This window comes from Mesorhizobium sp. L-8-3 (genome assembly GCF_016756615.1).
GTDB lineage: Bacteria > Pseudomonadota > Alphaproteobacteria > Rhizobiales > Rhizobiaceae.
Map to the genome: position 1 here is coordinate 5288698 of NZ_AP023262.1, position 17005 is coordinate 5305702.

17 protein-coding genes and 1 tRNA gene are annotated in these 17005 nt (G+C 64.5%); 8 read left to right on the forward strand and 10 right to left on the reverse strand.

Annotated features, from left to right (window positions below; all coding sequences use genetic code 11):
• Nucleotides 1-104 precede the first annotated feature (104 nt).
• Entirely contained in the window at nucleotides 105-482 is a 378-nt protein-coding gene (gene yidD / locus JN302_RS24515) for a membrane protein insertion efficiency factor YidD (protein ID WP_202329444.1), read from the reverse strand.
• Nucleotides 483-562: 80 nt separating this feature from the next.
• A complete protein-coding gene (locus tag JN302_RS24520) occupies nucleotides 563-730 on the reverse strand; it encodes a hypothetical protein (RefSeq protein ID WP_202306004.1) in 168 nt (55 codons plus the stop codon).
• Nucleotides 731-825: 95 nt separating this feature from the next.
• On the opposite strand from JN302_RS24520, the gene JN302_RS24525 reads away from it, so the two are divergent.
• The gene (locus tag JN302_RS24525; RefSeq protein WP_202315017.1) at nucleotides 826-1731 is read left to right on the forward strand and encodes a LysR substrate-binding domain-containing protein; all 906 of its coding nucleotides are present in this window, start codon (nucleotides 826-828) and stop codon (nucleotides 1729-1731) included.
• A 27-nt stretch (nucleotides 1732-1758) separates the two neighbouring features.
• Here JN302_RS24525 and JN302_RS24530 read toward each other — a convergent pair whose 3' ends face one another.
• Nucleotides 1759-2205, reverse strand: a complete 447-nt coding sequence (locus JN302_RS24530) for an iron-sulfur cluster assembly scaffold protein (RefSeq protein WP_202334434.1) — start codon at nucleotides 2203-2205, stop codon at nucleotides 1759-1761.
• 236 nt (nucleotides 2206-2441) lie between these two features.
• Between JN302_RS24530 and folE the strand changes: the two genes are divergently transcribed.
• From folE to JN302_RS24545, 3 genes are all read left to right on the forward strand, one after another.
• Nucleotides 2442-3083 carry a GTP cyclohydrolase I FolE gene (gene folE, locus JN302_RS24535; RefSeq protein ID WP_202306005.1) on the forward strand — a complete coding sequence of 214 codons (642 nt, stop codon included), beginning with the start codon at nucleotides 2442-2444 and terminating at the stop codon, nucleotides 3081-3083.
• A gap of 77 nt (nucleotides 3084-3160) precedes the next feature.
• Nucleotides 3161-3619, forward strand: a complete 459-nt coding sequence (hisI, locus tag JN302_RS24540; RefSeq protein WP_202306007.1) for a phosphoribosyl-AMP cyclohydrolase — start codon at nucleotides 3161-3163, stop codon at nucleotides 3617-3619.
• Nucleotides 3620-3707: 88 nt separating this feature from the next.
• Nucleotides 3708-4679, forward strand: coding sequence for a patatin family protein (locus JN302_RS24545; RefSeq protein WP_202329445.1), 972 nt, complete (start codon nucleotides 3708-3710; stop codon nucleotides 4677-4679).
• Between the two features lie 9 nt (nucleotides 4680-4688).
• On the opposite strand, the gene recJ is transcribed toward JN302_RS24545, so the two are convergent.
• From recJ to JN302_RS24570, 5 genes are all read right to left on the reverse strand, one after another.
• Nucleotides 4689-6473 (reverse strand): single-stranded-DNA-specific exonuclease RecJ, encoded by a 1785-nt coding sequence (recJ, locus tag JN302_RS24550; protein ID WP_202329446.1) that lies wholly within the window; start codon nucleotides 6471-6473, stop codon nucleotides 4689-4691.
• A 148-nt stretch (nucleotides 6474-6621) separates the two neighbouring features.
• Nucleotides 6622-7602, reverse strand: coding sequence for a class II fructose-bisphosphatase (gene glpX, locus JN302_RS24555; RefSeq protein ID WP_202329447.1), 981 nt, complete (start codon nucleotides 7600-7602; stop codon nucleotides 6622-6624).
• Nucleotides 7603-7805: 203 nt separating this feature from the next.
• Nucleotides 7806-9119, reverse strand: a complete 1314-nt coding sequence (locus JN302_RS24560) for a homoserine dehydrogenase (protein WP_202329448.1) — start codon at nucleotides 9117-9119, stop codon at nucleotides 7806-7808.
• A gap of 148 nt (nucleotides 9120-9267) precedes the next feature.
• A complete protein-coding gene (locus JN302_RS24565; protein WP_202329449.1) occupies nucleotides 9268-10485 on the reverse strand; it encodes an LL-diaminopimelate aminotransferase in 1218 nt (405 codons plus the stop codon).
• Between the two features lie 210 nt (nucleotides 10486-10695).
• A complete protein-coding gene (locus JN302_RS24570; RefSeq protein ID WP_202329450.1) occupies nucleotides 10696-10917 on the reverse strand; it encodes a hypothetical protein in 222 nt (73 codons plus the stop codon).
• A 245-nt stretch (nucleotides 10918-11162) separates the two neighbouring features.
• Here JN302_RS24570 and phaC point away from each other — a divergent pair, with 245 nt between their 5' ends.
• The 4 genes from phaC (at nucleotide 11163) to JN302_RS24590 (ending at nucleotide 15146) form a co-directional block, all read left to right on the forward strand.
• Nucleotides 11163-12986: a class I poly(R)-hydroxyalkanoic acid synthase gene (phaC, locus tag JN302_RS24575; RefSeq protein WP_202306022.1), complete on the forward strand. Its 1824-nt coding sequence runs from the start codon at nucleotides 11163-11165 to the stop codon at nucleotides 12984-12986.
• Between the two features lie 417 nt (nucleotides 12987-13403).
• Nucleotides 13404-14576 carry a D-Ala-D-Ala carboxypeptidase family metallohydrolase gene (locus JN302_RS24580; RefSeq protein WP_244845870.1) on the forward strand — a complete coding sequence of 391 codons (1173 nt, stop codon included), beginning with the start codon at nucleotides 13404-13406 and terminating at the stop codon, nucleotides 14574-14576.
• Nucleotides 14577-14651: 75 nt separating this feature from the next.
• Nucleotides 14652-14727, forward strand: a tRNA-Glu gene (locus JN302_RS24585).
• Nucleotides 14728-14798: 71 nt separating this feature from the next.
• Nucleotides 14799-15146, forward strand: a complete 348-nt coding sequence (locus tag JN302_RS24590) for a hypothetical protein (RefSeq protein ID WP_202329452.1) — start codon at nucleotides 14799-14801, stop codon at nucleotides 15144-15146.
• Between the two features lie 99 nt (nucleotides 15147-15245).
• Here JN302_RS24590 and JN302_RS24595 read toward each other — a convergent pair whose 3' ends face one another.
• Together JN302_RS24595 and JN302_RS24600 are read right to left on the reverse strand one after the other, a co-directional pair.
• Nucleotides 15246-15986, reverse strand: a complete 741-nt coding sequence (locus JN302_RS24595) for a hypothetical protein (protein WP_202329453.1) — start codon at nucleotides 15984-15986, stop codon at nucleotides 15246-15248.
• Nucleotides 15987-16529: 543 nt separating this feature from the next.
• Nucleotides 16530-16862 carry a hypothetical protein gene (locus tag JN302_RS24600; RefSeq protein ID WP_244846790.1) on the reverse strand — a complete coding sequence of 111 codons (333 nt, stop codon included), beginning with the start codon at nucleotides 16860-16862 and terminating at the stop codon, nucleotides 16530-16532.
• Between the last annotated feature and the right edge of the window lie 143 nt (nucleotides 16863-17005).

Below are 17005 nucleotides of genomic sequence, written 5' to 3' on the forward strand. Positions count from 1 at the left end.
GGCGCGGCGTTTCTAGTGGCGAAATGCGGGGTCGTAAACAGTAATGAAGGCCGCAGGGGCGGAGATTTTCGTCCGCGGTTCTTCGACCGCATCAGGCTCGGCTGCTATCCAACCCCATGGTCCCGGGCGCGCTTGCGGCCGATTCCCCAATATCGCCAGGGAAGATACCAGCGGTAGCGATCATCGAGCTGCTCCGGGACGCGGTCGATGCCGTGGGTGCCGCCTGGCCCGCAACGGGCGACCCTGAAGAGCGCCATCCAGCCACCCGCCCAGAGCCCGTGGCGGGCGATAGCCTCGTATGCATATTCCGAGCAGGTCGGCAGATGTCGGCAGGAGTTTCCGACGAAGCCTGAAAGGGTCAGCTGGTAAAGCCGCACCGATGCGGTCCCCGCGAGTCGGCCCGGCGTCTTGGGCCAGGGGCCGGACCAGTTGCGACCCTGCCCCGTGCCGCGCCCGGGCCTGGCATGGTGGTCGTGCGTCATCGAAAGGACCGCCGTCGCGAGGGCTCCATTCCCCTTAGATGTCGCCTCAGCCTCGAATCCGCAATGGCCTCCCTGCCTACTTACTCGAAGCGTTTGCGCCGGGGCCCGTGGCCGGCACCCAGCTTGCGGTCACCGTCCGTGGACCGATCCTCGCGACGAGCGGGATCGTTCTCCCAGGATCGATCCAGTCTCTCCTGGAAGGTGAGCAGCCGGATCACCTCGGTCATGATCTCAAGGTACTCCTTCATTTGTACTTGCCTCCTTGCTCGGAGGAGTAGAGCGCCACTGGCATCGGCGCTCAAACGAGTATAATTTCCAGGTCGGATAACATGGTGTTATGCGAATGAAGCGTGGGCGGCTGCCGTTGACGGCCCTCAGAAGCTTCGAGGCGGCAGGGCGACATCTGAGCTTCAGCCGTGCCGCGGAGGAGCTGTTCGTCTCGCAGGCGGCGATCAGCCGGCAGGTGCGCGAACTCGAGGCTTTCGTAGGACATCCATTGTTCGAACGGCTGCACAGGCGCGTTGAACTGACCGAAATCGGATACAAGCTGATCGACCGGCTGACGCGCAGCCTCGACGAGATCGACCATTGTCTGAGTGAGATCCAGGCGACACCGATGCAGAGCCTCGTGAAGGTCAGCGTGGAGCCGTCTTTTGCCGGCTCATGGCTCGTGCCGCGGCTCAACCAGTTCCGCACACTTCGGCCCGACATCGACGTCTCGGTCGATGTCGATCCTCAATTGGTGGAATTTCGCACCCACGAGGCCGAGATCGCAATCCGCCACAGCCTCACCGAGCGCTCCTGGCCGCGGACGCAGTCGGTGCATCTGTTCGATACCTCGGTGACGCCGGTTCTGTGTCCCGCCCTGCTCGCCTCGGGGCCGCCTTTGATGGAGCCGGCCGACCTTCGGCACTACACGCTGCTGCACGAAGAGAACCGCGACGGCTGGCTATGCTGGTTCGAGGAAGCGGGTATGGCCGAAGCCAGCCCCGCGCGTGGTCCCATCTTTCCCGACGGCGCGCTTGCCGCGCAGGCAGCCTTGCTCGGCCATGGCGTGGCGCTGATCGACCCTCTGATGGTCAGCCGCGAACTGCGGGAGGAGGACCTCGTCCAGCCGTTCGAAGTCGAGGTGCCCTGGGGCGCCTACTGGCTGGTCGCTCCGGACCTTGCCGCGCTCAGCGAACCGGCAAGTGCTTTTGCAGCCTGGCTGAAGGAGGAACTGGGAGTGGCACAGGCAAAGCCGACATGACCGTCGGCTCCGCGTTGCGCGCCGCGATCAGGCGGCTTCGCCGGCGCGCTTCTTCTGGATCTGGCCGATGGCGTCGACGACCGCGTCGAAGGTGAGCATGGTCGAGGCATGCCGTGCCTTATAGTCGCGCACGGGCTCGAGATATTTCAGGTCGGCGAACCGGCCGTCGGGCGGCGGCCCGTTTTCCTTGAGCATCCGGCGCATGGTCTCTCGAACCTCGCGCAACTCCGCTGCCGTGGAGCCGACGACGTTCTGCGCCATGATCGATGACGAGGCCTGCCCAAGCGCGCAAGCTTTCACGTCATGGGCGAAATCGGTCACCGTATCGCCGTCCATCCTGAGGTCGACGGTCACCGTCGACCCGCACAGCTTCGAATGCGCCATAGCCGTCGCATCCGGATTGTCGAGCCGGCCGATGCGCGCGATATTTCCGGCGAAGCCGAGAATTTTCGTATTGTAGACGTCGCTGATCATCTTTTTCCACTCAGCCGCCGTTTCGCGAACAGGCGTTGCCGCCGGCGTGTCTTTCAATCGCGTATCCAGCGCATATATAATGGTCCGGCTCCAGCATCGGCAAGGCGGGAACCTTGACATGCAGGAGCCAGAACATGCCGCTTTCGGGTACTGGACATGACGTTCGCGCAACCCGTAACAGGCAGTGGTCCGTTAAACTCGTTCCTCCGCAGAGTGGAACTACGGGAGACGCCTTTATGGATGCCGTCATCAAGAAGCTCATGCCCAAGTCCGACTACATGGAAAGGGTGGTGGGCGATCGCCCGACCCAGGAAGAGGTCGAGGCGGCGGTTCGTGTCCTGCTTCGCTGGACGGGCGACAATCCCGAGCGCGAGGGTCTGAAAGACACTCCCACGCGCGTTGCCAAGGCCTATCGCGAAATGTTCGCGGGCTACGACATGAACCCGGCCGAGGAGCTCGGCCGGACCTTCGAGGAAGTCGCCGGCTATGATGACCTCGTTCTGCTCAAGGACATCGAGTTCCATTCGCATTGCGAGCATCACATGGTGCCGATCATCGGGAGGGCGCATGTCGGCTATCTGCCCGACAACAAGGTTGTTGGCCTCTCCAAGCTGGCACGCGTAGTCGACATCTTCGCGCAACGCCTGCAGACACAGGAAGCAATGACCGCGCAGATCGCCAATGTGATCCAGGAAGTTCTCAACCCCCGCGGCGTCGCCGTGATGATCGAGGCCGAGCATATGTGCATGGCCATGCGTGGCATCAAGAAACAGGGCTCCTCGACGCTGACGTCGACCTTCACCGGGGCGTTCAAGGCTCCGGAGGAGCAGGTCCGCTTCGTCACCATGGTCCGTGCCGGCATTCGGAGCGGAAACTAGCGCTGCCCGCCAGTCGAAACCTCTAGCGGAACGGTGGCTTCACGCTGTTCTCACGGTCCTTCCCTAAGGAATTGGACATGCAGACGATCGTTTTTCCAGAACCGGCCGGCGACAAGGCCCTGCTCGAACAGGGCAGCGTCTTTTCGCCGCGGTTCGACGCCAACGGCCTCATTACGGCCGTCGTCACCGACGCGGGCGATGGCATGTTGCTGATGGTCGCCCATATGAACGCCGAGGCGCTCGCCCTAACCATAAAGTCCGGAATCGCGCACTATTGGTCGCGTTCCAGGGCATCGCTGTGGAAGAAAGGCGAGACCTCGGGAAACGTGCAGCACGTGGTGGAAGTCCGGACGGACTGCGACCAGGATGCGATCTGGCTTAAGGTGAAAGTCGCAGGACACGACGCAACTTGTCACACAGGCAAACGTTCTTGCTTCTACAGGGTAGTTGAAGCCGGAGCCGATGGAATAGGACTGAGAAACGATGGAAGCGAAGCCCTGTTCGATAGTTCAAGCGTCTATCATGCAAAGAGATGACGCGTTGATGATTTGAAAACCACGTAGATTCATCGTTCCTATACGATAAAGCTGTATCAGGAAGGGTGGGACACAAGGGGAGAGTGCGATGCTCGAATGGGCGTCGATGCGCAGCAGGGCCGATGTGAGGGAAGCGAACGACTTCTCCTCATTGGGCGGGGCACCCGAAGCAAAGCCGGTAGGGAAGTCGGGCATCTCGCTCGCCCTGGGTGGCGGCGCCGCGCGTGGCTGGGCACATATCGGCGTGCTTCGCGCCCTTGATGAAGCCGGCATAGAGATCAACATGATCGCGGGCACCTCGATCGGTGCACTGGTCGGCGGTTGTTACCTGGCGGGAAAGCTCGACGAACTCGAGGAATTCGCCCGCAGCCTCACCAAGCGTCGGATATTCGGGCTTCTCGATCTGCAATTCGCCGGCAACGGCCTTTTCGGGGGTATGAAGCTCAATGCGCGGCTGCAGCAGCACCTCGCCGGGATGACCTTCGACGACCTGCCGAAGCCTTTCGTCTGCGTCGCGTCCGAGATCCGCACCGGCCACGAAATCTGGCTGTCGAGCGGATCGCTGATCACTGCGATGCGCGCATCCTATGCCCTGCCCGGCGTGTTCGAGCCGGTGACCTGCAACAAGCGCGTCCTGGTCGATGGCGCATTGGTGAACCCCGTGCCGGTGTCGGTCTGCCGCGCCTATGAGCAGCCACTGGTCGTGGCAGTGAACCTTCACTACGACCTCTATGGCAGGGCCGCCGTCATCAAGCACAGCGCCGGCGAACTCGTCGTCGAGCGGGACGCCGAACGCAGCGGCCGGTCGAGCAGCGAGCTAACGTCCAGGGAGTCTCGCCTCGGCATCACCGGCGTCATGGTCGAAGCCTTCAACATCATCCAGGACCGCATCTCGCGGGCGCGCCTCGCGGGCGACCCGCCGGATCTTTCACTCCAGCCGAAGCTCGGCCATATCGGCCTTTCGGAGTTCCATCGCGCCGATGAGGCGATCAATCTCGGCTACGAGGCGACGAAGGCCCAGATCGCCGATCTGACGCGGCTGCAGACCGTGCTCGCCTGACTGGCGGGATCACGCTGGCGCGGCATCGATGATGCGGAACTGCACGCTGCGCGCGCCGTTCCAATAGTTTCCCGACAACGCGCCGGCGACATGAACAGTCGCGCCGCGATGCTTGATCAGGAACTGGCCGAGATCGGTTCCGTCCGCGCGGAATGCGATTGCCTGAATCCTGCCGCCTCCCTCCGACTTCAGGTCGGCGCGGATGTGATTGGTGCCGATCAGCCGCGCGTCGGCCAGACGATGTCGAGGCAGCACCAGGACAGGCGCCGGGTGGCCCGCACCGTAGGGCCCGGCCCGCTCCAGCGCGTCCAGAAGGTCCTGCGTGGCTCCGTCGGCCGAGAGCGCGGCGTCGATCTTGAGGCTCTCTTCGTCGCGCAGCCGCATCACCTCGGAGGCGGCCTTCGCCTCGAAGAAAGCACGGAGGGCGCCAAGCTTCGACCGCTCCACGGTGATGCCGGCGGCCATCGCGTGGCCTCCACCCTTGACGATCAGGCCCTCGGCCGCAGCCTCCCGCACCAGCCGGCCGAGATCGAAGCCGGAGACGGAACGTCCCGAACCGGTTCCGATGCCGTTCGCGTTGAAGGCTATCGCAAAGGATGGACGTCGGGCGTGGTCCTTGAGCCGCGACGCCAGCAGCCCGACGATGCCGGGATGCCATTTTTCGCTTGCCGTCACCAGGACGCCCGGCCCGGCCCCGCCGAGCAGTTCGGCGTCGGCCTCGGCGCGAGCTTCGGCAAGCATTTCCTGTTCCATTGCCTGCCGCTCCTGGTTCAGCCGGTTGAGCGTCTCGGCGATCGCGTCGGCCTCGGCCTGCTCGTCGGTCGCCAGCAAGCGGCTTCCCAAGGCCGCGTCGCCGATGCGTCCGCCCGCATTGATGCGCGGCCCGATCAGGAAAGCGAGATGGAAGGCATTGACAGGCTCGCCGATGCGCGACACGCGCGCCAGTGCTGCGAGGCCTGGATTGTTCTGCTGTCGGATGGCGATCAGGCCTTTCACCACAAAGGCACGGTTGACGCCGACGAGCGGGACGACGTCGCAAACCGTGGCCAGCGCCACCAGGTCGAGCATCGACAGCAGGTTCGGAGCGGCGGTGCCGGTATTGTGGGCGCGCAGCAACTTGGCGGTCTGGACCAGGGCAAGGAACGTGACGCCGGCCGCGCACAGATGCCCTTGGCCCGACAGGTCGTCGTCCCGGTTGGGATTGACGACGGCCGTCGCCGCGGGCAGCGGCCCACCCACCTGATGATGATCAAGCACGACGACATCGGCGCCAGCCGCCTTTGCGGCTTCGATCGAGGCCGCGCTGTTGGTGCCGCAATCGACGGTGACGATGAGGCTCGCGCCGCGCGCGACCAGTTCCCGCATCGCGTCCGGATTGGGACCGTAGCCCTCGAAGATGCGGTCCGGGATGTAGATGTCGGCCGACACGCCGTAATGCGCCAGGTAGCGCCTGAGCAGCGCCGAGGAGGCCGCTCCGTCGACGTCGTAGTCGCCGAAAATCGCCACCTTCTCGCGGCGCAGGACCGCCCGGGCGATCCGATCCGCGGCCGCCTCCATATCGGTGAGCGATGCGGGATCGGGCAGCAGGTCGCGGATCGTGGGATCGAGGAAACGCCCGGTCGAGTCGCTGGTAACGCCCCTGCCGGCGAGTACGCGCGCCAGGAGATCGCCGGTGCCATGGCCCTGCGCGATCGCGAGTGCGGCCATCTCCTGCCGCTCGTTCAGCCGGTGCTCCCAGGCGATACCGGTCGCGGAACGTCTGACGTCGAGGAAGAAACGCTTGTCCAGGGTCATCCGTGGACACCTCGCGCCGGCAACAGGCCGCCGGAGCCTTTGGGGTCCAGCGGCCGTCTTTCGAAGCGATGTGCCGTCGCGATCTTTCGTCCACACATGATTCGAGGACGATAGCCGAGGCCGCCGCGCTTGCGCAAAGGCTTGCCCGTCAGAACTTGTCGAGATCCTGATGCCTGGCTTTGATCTCACGCACCGTCTGGGACGACGAGCGCATGACGATCGTGTGGGTCTGGATCGAGTGGCGTCCGAACTTCACGCCAGACAGCATGTTGCCGTCGGTGACTCCGGTGGCCGCGAACAGCACGTCGCCGCGCGCCATCTCGTCCATGCGGTAGACCTTGTTCGGATCAGCAATTCCCATCTTGGCCGCGCGCGCGATCTTCTCGTCGGTGTTGAGCTGCAGGCGCCCCTGCATCTGGCCGCCGATACAGCGCAGCGCGGCCGCCGCCAGCACGCCTTCCGGCGCGCCGCCGATGCCGAGATAGATGTCGATGCCGGTCTCGTCCGGATCGGTGGTGTGGATGACGCCGGCGACGTCGCCGTCGCCGATCAGCCGGATCGCGGCGCCAGTGGCCCGGACGTCCTCGATCAGGCGCGCGTGGCGCGGGCGGTCGAGAATGCAAGCCGTGACCTCCGAGACCGGAACTCCCTTGGCCTTGGCGAGATTGGCGATGTTCTCGGCGGCAGAAGCGTCGATATCCACGATGCCCGCGGGATAGCCCGGTCCGATCGCGATCTTGTCCATATAGACGTCAGGCGCGAAGAGCAGGCTGCCCTTTTCGGCGATGGCGATGACGGCCAGCGAGTTGGGCAGGTTCTTGGCGCAGATCGTGGTGCCTTCCAGCGGATCGAGCGCGATGTCGACATCCGGCCCCTCCCCGGTGCCGACCTCCTCGCCGATATAGAGCATCGGCGCCTCGTCGCGTTCGCCCTCGCCGATAACCACCGTGCCCTTGATCGGCAGCCGGTTGAGTTCCGAACGCATCGCGTCCACCGCCACCTGGTCGGCCGCCTTCTCGTCGCCCCGACCCCTCAGCCGCGCCGCGGCCACGGCTGCGCGTTCTGTGACGCGCACCAGTTCGAGGGTGAGGATCCGGTCCAGACCACCGGTTGTCGCGCCTTTCGCCATCTGTGGTTCCTGCTGAAATTCATTGTCGTTTCGGCGCGCGTCGCGCCTGCGGGCTCTCCTTTTGTCAAAGTGAAATGACAACGGCAAGACCTTCGGCGGGCTTTGCCGGGCCGGCCAAACATATCAATCGATTAAGTTTTTCGGCTGGCGGGACGCGGCGCGGAAAGGCGCCGCGCAAGCGGGATCGGTCGCCTTGTCGCGTGCTATTCCGCGCGCTCGATGCGGATCACCTGCGGCTTGTCGGTGAGGTGGCCATCCTTGGTGATCCCCTCGACGGCCTTCCGTACGGCAGCCTCGGTCGTCTCATGGGTGACGAGAACGACCGTCTTTTGCGAACCGGCCTCGGGACCCGCCGAATGCTGGACGATCGATTCCAGCGATATCTCGTTGTCGGCCATACGCTTGGCGATCGCCGCGAAGACGCCGATCCGGTCGTGCACGGTGAGCCGGATGAAATAGCCGCCGGCGTGGGAGCGCATCTGGGCCTTCTTGTAGGGCCTGAGTTCCCGGGCGGGACGGCCGAAGACCGGGCCGTGCTGGAAGCCCGGGCGGCTCTTGGCGATGTCGGCGATATCGCCGACCACCGCCGATGCGGTCGCATTGCCTCCGGCACCGGGACCGGACAGCAAAAGTTCGCCCAGGATGTCGGTCTCGATCGCCACGGCATTGGTGACGCCGTGCACCTGGGCGATAACAGACGAGGTCGGCACCATGGTCGGATGCACACGCTGTTCGATCCCGCTTTCCGTCTTCTGGGCGACGCCCAGCAGCTTGATGCGGTAACCGAGTTCGCCCGCGGCGCGGATATCGGCCTGGGTGATGTTAGAGATGCCTTCCAGGTAGATGTCGTCGGCCGCGATGCGGCTGCCGAATGCCAGGCTCGTCAGGATCGACAGCTTGTGCGCTGTGTCGTGACCCTCGATGTCGAAGGTCGGATCGGCCTCGGCATAGCCGAGGCGTTGCGCCTCCTTCAGGCAGGCATCGAAGGACAGCCCTTCGGCCTCCATGCGCGTCAGGATGTAGTTGCAGGTGCCGTTGAGTATGCCGAAGACGCGCGTGACCGAATTGCCGGCCATCGCCTCGCGCATCGTCTTGATGACCGGAATGCCGCCGGCGACCGCCGCCTCGTAGTTGAGCAGCACTCCCTTCTTCTCGGCGATCTCGGCCAGTGCGACGCCGTGCCTGGCGAGCAGCGCCTTGTTCGCGGTGACCACATGGCGGCCGGCTTCGAGCGCCGCCTTGACTGCCCCCAGCGCCGGTCCATCCTCACCGCCGATCAGTTCGACGAACACATCGATGTCGGCCTTGCGCGCGAGCTCGGCCGGATCGTCGAACCATTGCGCCTTACCGAGATCCACCCCGCGGTCCCTGCCCCGGTTGCGGGCCGAGACGGCGGTCACGACCAGGTCGCGGCCGCACTGACGCGTCAGTTCTGCCGCCTTGTCGGCGAGCACGCGCGCGACCGAGGCACCCACGGTGCCCAAGCCGGCAATTCCAACACGCAAAGCTTCGGCCATGACCGTATCGTCCCTCGATCGCCGCGGCATCGGCCCGAAAATCGGAACCGACTTTCGGAAAGCTCGACGCGCAAATCTAAAGTCTTGGAGCGTCCCCAGCGCGTCCGAGGGACGCGGGGTGCTCTGGTGAAAAAACGTTGCCGCGCGATCAGCGCCGCGCGGCGAGCGAAACCACATTGTCGGCAGGCCCCTCCGCCGACGACAGGAAACGCTTGATGTTGCGCGCCGCCTGACGGATGCGGTGCTCGTTCTCGACCAGGGCGATACGGACGAAATCGTCGCCATACTCGCCGAAGCCGATACCGGGTGCGACGGCGACATCCGCCTTCTCGATCAGAAGCTTCGAGAACTCCAGCGAGCCAAGCCGCTTGAACGGCTCCGGGATCGGCGCCCAGGCGAACATCGACGCCGGTGGCGCTGGAACGTTCCAGCCGGCTCGGCCGAGGGAGTCCACCATCACGTCGCGACGCTTGTGATAGACCTCGCGCACCTCGGCGATATCGGATCCGTCACCGTTGAGCGCCGCCGTCGCGGCCACCTGGATCGGCGTGAACGCGCCATAGTCGAGGTAGGATTTGACCCGCGTCAGCGCCGCGATCAGCCTTTCATTGCCGACGGCGAAGCCCATGCGCCAGCCGGGCATGGAGAAGGTCTTCGACATGGAGGTGAACTCGACGGTGATGTCGATGGCGCCGGGAACCTCGAGGACCGAGGGCGGCGGCGGGCAGTCGAAGTAGATTTCGGAATAAGCGAGGTCCGACAGGATGATGATGTCGTTCTTCTTCGCGAAGGCGACCACATCCTTGTAGAAATCCAGCGACGCGACCAGCGCAGTCGGGTTGGAGGGATAATTGAGGATCAGCGCCAGCGGCTTGGGGATCGAGTGGCGGATGCCGCGCTCCAGCGCCGGAATGAAGCCGTCGTTCGGCTCGACTTGAAGCGAACGGATGACACCGCCCGACATGATGAAGCCGAAGGCGTGGATCGGATAGGTCGGATTGGGGCAGAGCACCACGTCGCCAGGCGCCGTGATCGCCTGCGCCATGTTGGCGAAGCCCTCTTTCGATCCCAGGGTCGCGACGACCTGGGTGTCGGGATCGAGCTTCACGCCGAAGCGTCGTGCGTAATAGTTGGCCTGTGCGCGGCGCAGCCCCGGTATGCCGCGCGAGGACGAGTAGCGATGGGTGCGCGGGTCGCGCACGACCTCGCACAATTTGTCGACGATGGCCTTCGGCGTCGGCAGGTCCGGATTGCCCATGCCGAGGTCGATGATGTCGGCGCCGCGCGATCGTGCGCTGGCCTTCAGCCGATTGACCTGCTCGAACACATAAGGCGGGAGCCTGCGGACTTTGTGAAATTCTTCCATCTCGGTCGGTTCCAGGGGGGCGGAGCAACAGCGCGGGCGCGATATACACCCAATTGCCACGAGGGTCGATAGATCAGGGCCCGGCCTTTCCGAAAAGACTTCGAAAATCGAACCGCCTCAGCCTCGATCGTTCCGGCAAGATCGACCGACCGCGCGAATCGAGCCCGCGAAGGTACAGTTGCCGGCGCGCCGAGCGACCGTCCGGCGCAGCTATTCGCCCTCGATCTGCTTCAACGCGTCCTGGGCGTGGCTTTGCGCAAGCTTCTTCAATTCGGCCGTGTTGGCGGTCGGCTTCGCCGTCGCTCCCTCGGCCGTCAGCTGCTGCTTCTCGGCCTTGAGCTGAGCCAGCCTGGCCGCCTTTTCCTCGGGCGTGATCTGCTCGGCCGCGACCTTCGGCGGCACGTTGAGGTTCGGAAAGGTCCCGGTATTCATGCCCTTGCGCTCCGCTCCGGCGGACGCGGTCCGGGACGTCGCGCTGTCGGGGGAGGCACAGGCGCTCAGCGTTGCAATCACCGCAATGCCCACGAGACCTCGGGTCAAGTTGCGAAAACCGCGGAGAAAGCCGATACGCTGTGTCATATTCTTTCCCCATCGGGCGCTGTAGGTAGGTGTTGGACCCTCTTCGAGGTCCCGTGATAACATGTCAACAAAAGGGCCCATGGGAGGACAGGAGCAGCATGTCTAAACCCGACGATTCTGGCAAGACCGATGCGGCGTCGCCGGTCGAGCAGTACATCGTGAAGGATCCTGAGCGCTTCGCACTCAATCTGGCGCGGATGATCGAGGAGGCGGGCAAGGCCGCAGCGGCCTGGGCCGGTCCGCGGGAGCGTGGCGAGGTTCGCGACAGCGTCGCCGAGCCGGTCGCCGACATGATCAAGACCTTCTCCAAGCTCACAGAGTACTGGCTGTCCGACCCGCAGCGCGCGCTCGATGCGCAAACCCGCCTGTTTTCCGGCTATATGAACGTCTGGGCCAACGCGATCCGCAAGATCGGCGGCGAGGCGCCCGAGAATGCGGTGAAGCCCGACAGCGGCGACAGGCGGTTCCAGGATCCGGACTGGGGACGCAACGCCTTCTTCGACTTCCTGAAGCAGGCCTATCTGGTGAGTTCGCGCTGGGCGGCCGATCTCGTCGAGCACGCCGAGGGGCTCGACGAGCACACCCGCCACAAGGCCGGCTTCTATGTGAAGCAGATCAGCCACGCCGTCTCGCCGTCCAACTTCATCCTGACCAATCCCGAGCTGTTCCGCGAAACCGTGGCGAGCGACGGCGAGAACCTGGTGCGGGGCATGCGCATGCTGGCCGAGGACATCCATGCCGGCAAAGGCGACCTGAAGCTGCGTCAGGCGGACTACTCGCGGTTCGAGGTCGGCAAGAACATCGCCGTTTCCCCGGGCAAGGTGGTGGGCAAGAGCGATGTCGCCGAGATCATCCAGTACGAACCGACGACACAGACCGTACTGAAACGGCCGCTGCTGATCTGCCCGCCCTGGATAAACAAGTTCTACATTCTCGATCTCAACCCCGAGAAGTCGTTCATTCGCTGGGCGGTCGAGCAGGGCCACACCGTGTTCGTGATCTCCTGGATCAATCCCGACGAGCGCCACGGCACCAAGAGCTGGGAAGCCTATATACGCGAGGGCATCGAATACGGCCTCGACACGGTCGAAGCGGCGACAGGCGAACGCGAGGTCAACGCAATCGGCTATTGCGTCGGCGGCACGCTGCTCGCAGCCGCCCTTGCCCTGATGGCCCAGGAAGGCGACGACCGCATCCGTTCGGTCACCTTCTTCACGACGCAGGTTGATTTCACCTATGCCGGCGACCTCAAGGTCTTCGTCGACGAGGACCAGATCGCCGCTCTCGAACGCGCGATGAACGAGAAGGGCTATCTCGAGGGCACGAAGATGGCGACCGCCTTCAACATGCTGCGCTCGGGCGACCTCATCTGGCCCTATGTCGTCAACAACTATATGCGCGGCAAGGAGCCGATGCCGTTCGACCTGCTCTACTGGAACGCGGATTCGACGCGGATGGGAGCCGCCAACCACTCCTACTACCTGCGCAACTGCTATCTGGAGAACAACCTGTCCCAAGGCCGCATGCAACTCGCCGGACACACCGTCTCGCTGGGCGACATCGCGATCCCCGTCTACAATCTGGCGTCACGCGAGGATCATATCGCCCCGGCGCGCTCCGTGTTCCTCGGTTGCCGCTATTTCGGCGGCGAGGTCGAGTATGTGATGGCGGGCTCCGGCCACATCGCGGGCGTCGTCAATCCGCCCGCTTCGAAGAAGTACCAGCATTGGACCGGTGGAAAGCCGGTTGGCGACTTCGACGAATGGGTGGCCAAGGCCAAGGAGAACCCCGGGTCGTGGTGGCCGCACTGGCAGGCCTGGATCGAGGCCAAGGACAACCGTCGGGTCAAGGCGCGCAAGCCAGGCGCCCGCACCGAGACGTTCGGCGATGCGCCGGGAGCCTATGTGAAGGTGCGCGTTTGAGTGAAGGCGTGCGAGTCGCTCGCCGGCAAACAGCCCGGCAGGATGGGCCGCCTCCAGCGGGGCGCACTGCTCTGCGGCCTCCAGGCAATATGTAACAGTTTGTAATGTCCGTTGAATTGACCGTCCGGTAAAAGCGGGCGAAATGGTGACCGCACTTCACGAAGCTGCCTTATTCCATTCCTAGCGGGATGGTTTTGCGAGACGGGCAGATTCGTTCATATGGTTTCCTTCGGCAGAAGCCGGCCCGAAGCCGGCATTTTTGAAGCCGCGGTGACGGCGCCGGGGAAACGGAGAAGGGGAAGCGTATTGAAACGAGGGCGATCGCTTAACGCGACGAGGGAATGGCGCAGCGTTTCGATTGCGATGTTCTCTGCGTTCCTGGCTTCCTGCACGACCAATGGTGAAACCACCTTCAATATGACCTCTCCATCCTATGCGCCCGGCGTGGCCGGCGTGATGGAGCAGGCGGCCGCAGAGGCAAGTGCGGCAGAGAACACCACCGCTGCCACGCAAACCGGGACCGAAGGCGACCAGTCAGCCGCACCCGCAGCGACGACGACATCACCCACGCTTGCTTCGGCCTCAGCCGAAACGGCACTTCCGCAGCAGGTCGCCTATCTGCCGACCTCGAATCCGCTAGCGAAATTCCCTGACATTCCCGCGGCCGCGGCTTCCTCCGGCCAGGAGCCGGCCGCTTCTCCGGCGGCTGACGCGCAGCCCGAGGCCAAATCGGCGGCGCCCGGGGAAGCGGGTCAAGGCGCCACAGCCGCCGCGATCCCTGCGCCGAAGCCCTCGCCTTCCAAGGCCCCTGATACTCCCGCAGCCGAGAGCGGGGTTTATGTGACGGCAATCGACCCCAAGCCGGATGCTCCGATCGAGCCCAAGAAGCGCGGCTTCCTCTCGTCGCTCTTCGGCACGGCCCCGGCCGCCGCCGCGGCACCAACCAATGCGGCAGAACCGACCACCGCGAAGGCACCCTCACCCGCCCGCAAGCCGACCCCGATCATCGAACTCGCCTCGACCGAACGTCCCAAGCCCGTGAAGGCGTCGCTGGCCGCCGGCTCTGACAACAACGATTCGGGCGGCGACTATGCATTGCCCGGCGTCCGGCAGACGGACCTGTTCGAGATCAAGCGCAAGTCGGGGCTCGACGACGACAGTGATGTCGATCTGCACGAAGACGAGGATATCGGGCCGATTCGTGTCGCATCCGCGGCCGGTCTCGCCCGGCTGGCTCCGAACGGCCTGATGACGCAGACCGATCGGGTTGACGTCTCGTGCCTCAAGCCGTCGCTGGTACGCGTGCTCAAGACGGTCGAGCAGCACTACGGCCGCAAGATCGTGGTGACGTCGGGCTATCGCAGCCCGGCCCACAACCGCCGGGCTCGTGGCGCCAAGAATTCACTGCACATGTATTGCGCGGCAGCCGACGTGCAGGTGCAGGGCGTCAGCAAATGGGAACTCGCGAAGTTCGTCCGCTCGATGCCCGGCCGTGGCGGCGTCGGCACTTATTGCCACACGGAATCGGTGCATATCGACGTCGGTCCCGAGCGCGACTGGAACTGGCGCTGCCGCCGGCGCAGGAGCTGAAAAAAGTTTGGATTTCCGCTTGATGACGGGTTGCCGGTTCCCGCCAAGCTCACTATAAGCCGGTTCGTTCCGAGCGCGCCCATCGTCTAGCGGTCTAGGACGCCGCCCTTTCACGGCGGAAACACGGGTTCGAGTCCCGTTGGGCGTGCCAATCATTTCAAGCACTTAGCTATCCCTCCCGAAACTGTCCAATCTCTTGGCCAATGCCGCGATTACGCATCATTGAACAAGCGACTGTGGACAACCCGCCGCCCTTCTGGACTGATGCACACAGGGCATCGAATCTCGCGTGGGGGGACACGGCCGCATGATCGACTGGGCCGCAAACACAAACACGTTGACGAACCAGCGCCCGACGGCTGGCCGAAGGATATTCGGCCAATTTCTCTGGAGGGTCTGACTCTGTTCGGCATCGGGCGGGATGGCCAAATCTACTGGGACGGCCAAAAGCTGGTTACTGAAAAGCGGTTGGCCACCTATGAGCGCGTTCTTGCAACAATGGGTGCCGCCGCTGCTGTCACCGTGGCCGTGGTGGAAGTCGGCCGTTCAATCGGCTGGTGGCAAGGCTAGCGATATGACGCGAACGCTGCCGTCAGCGCATCGTCGGCCGCACGATCTGCGATCGAGCGGCTACGTGCCCGACTGCGCGGCTGAGAGGGGGGGCAACCGTCAGGGAGAGACGGTCGTGCCGAGCGTGGGGTCGGTCGCCGGCAGGCCGAGCAGGCTGTCTACCTGCGACACGACGTCCGGCGTGACGGTATGGTTCGCGGCCGCGCTCAGTTCGTTGGCTCGCGCCTGGGCGATTGCATCATCGCGCAGGGCGCGTTCTTCCGGCGTGGTGGCGGGCATGGCCAGCGCCGCCAGCATGGCGTTTTCGTACGCTGCGATCATGCCGACGCGAGAATTCGGCGCGGCGTTGGCCCGTGCGGTGGGCGAGGCATGGGCCGCGTTCAGGGCGCCCAGCTTGCTGGCGAGGGCAGTGTGATCCGGATGCGTGTTGACGCCCCGTGCGGATACACCGTGGTCGGTCCCTCGCCCCCTGGTCTCGGTGCCGCGGGCGGTTTCGGCACTGCGTCCGGGTGCCGCGGTGCCGCGACCGGACGCCATGCCGCCGCGTCCGGAAACTGCCGCGCCACCGTGCCCGGCTCCGCTGCCGTGGCCGGCAGCGCCAGCTTGTCCGCCTCCGCCGCCATGCCCGCCGCCGTTGCCGCCACCGCCGCCGTTGCCGCCACCGCCGCCGTTGCCGCCGCCACCATTGCCGCCCCCGCCTCCTCCTCCGCCGCCACCTCCGCCGCCACCGCCGTTAGCCCAAGCCGTCCCCTGATCGGAGACGATCGGGTTCGGCAGCACAGGGGCGACAATCATGGCGAACACAGATGCCGATGCGAGCAGGCGAGTAACTGGGGTCATCGTTCAGCTCCACAGATCATTTTTTTGATGATCGCTGCCGAATCCGGCAACTTAGGGGCGCTGCTGATCAAAGCGCAATAGTCGTCGAGGCTGGTCGGGCAGCAATCCTCGCGTTGGCAGTGTTTGGTTCGTCAGTTCCACTTAGGCATAGTTAATACTGGCCAACGGCCAACAAAAAAAGGCCCACGCATCCGGGCGGCGGATACACGGGCTCTGGCGGAGGGCCGCGCCTGAAGAGCCGACGGAAGGCCGGTCCGGGTCAGGATCGCCAAAGGCAAGATCCAGATAGATTGCTGACCCGTTCGACCTATCGCGAGATTTTCCCCTGCCAGCCGGAAGTGCGGCGACCGATCAGGACCCGACCAGCGCCGCCCATATCTTCTTGCCGAACGCCACGACAAGGCCACCCAAAGAGGCGCCGCCAAAGATCACGAAGGCCGCCAGCGACTAGCGGAGTAGCCTCCGTGAAACACAACGTCAGCCGGACGTCGAGATCGAAGAAGACACACCGACCGAAGGCGAGGCCTAACACTCAAGCGCGGATCAGAACACCACGAGATCAAGATTTGTGAGAGCGGGCTTGGTGGATAGTGTCACGAAGTGGGTGGCCCCACCGGCGGCGCTGCCATTGGCGTCATGGAACAGCTTGCCGGTGTCGGTCTCGTAGATGATCCGGTCGTCGGCATCGTGAGCCAGGCCGGTCGTGCTCTTCCAGAACTTCGCCTGGGTCAGCGTGCCGAGCGTCGTGCCCAGGCCAGGCGTGACCGCATTGTCGAACCGGATCGTGTCGGCCGCCACATTGGAGTCGGTGATGGTGTCGACATTGGTCGAGGCGTTCAGGGCCGTGCTGAAAACAATAGTCCGCGCCGGCGCCACCCGCCAGAACGTCCTTGCCGGCACCGCCGTTGAGAATGTTGGTGCCGCCGGTGTCACACACCTCGTTGGAGCCATCATACTTCCCAATTGAATCGGTTGGGAGATTCCCGCTATGAATGGGGCCGACGCTACGCCACTGGAGA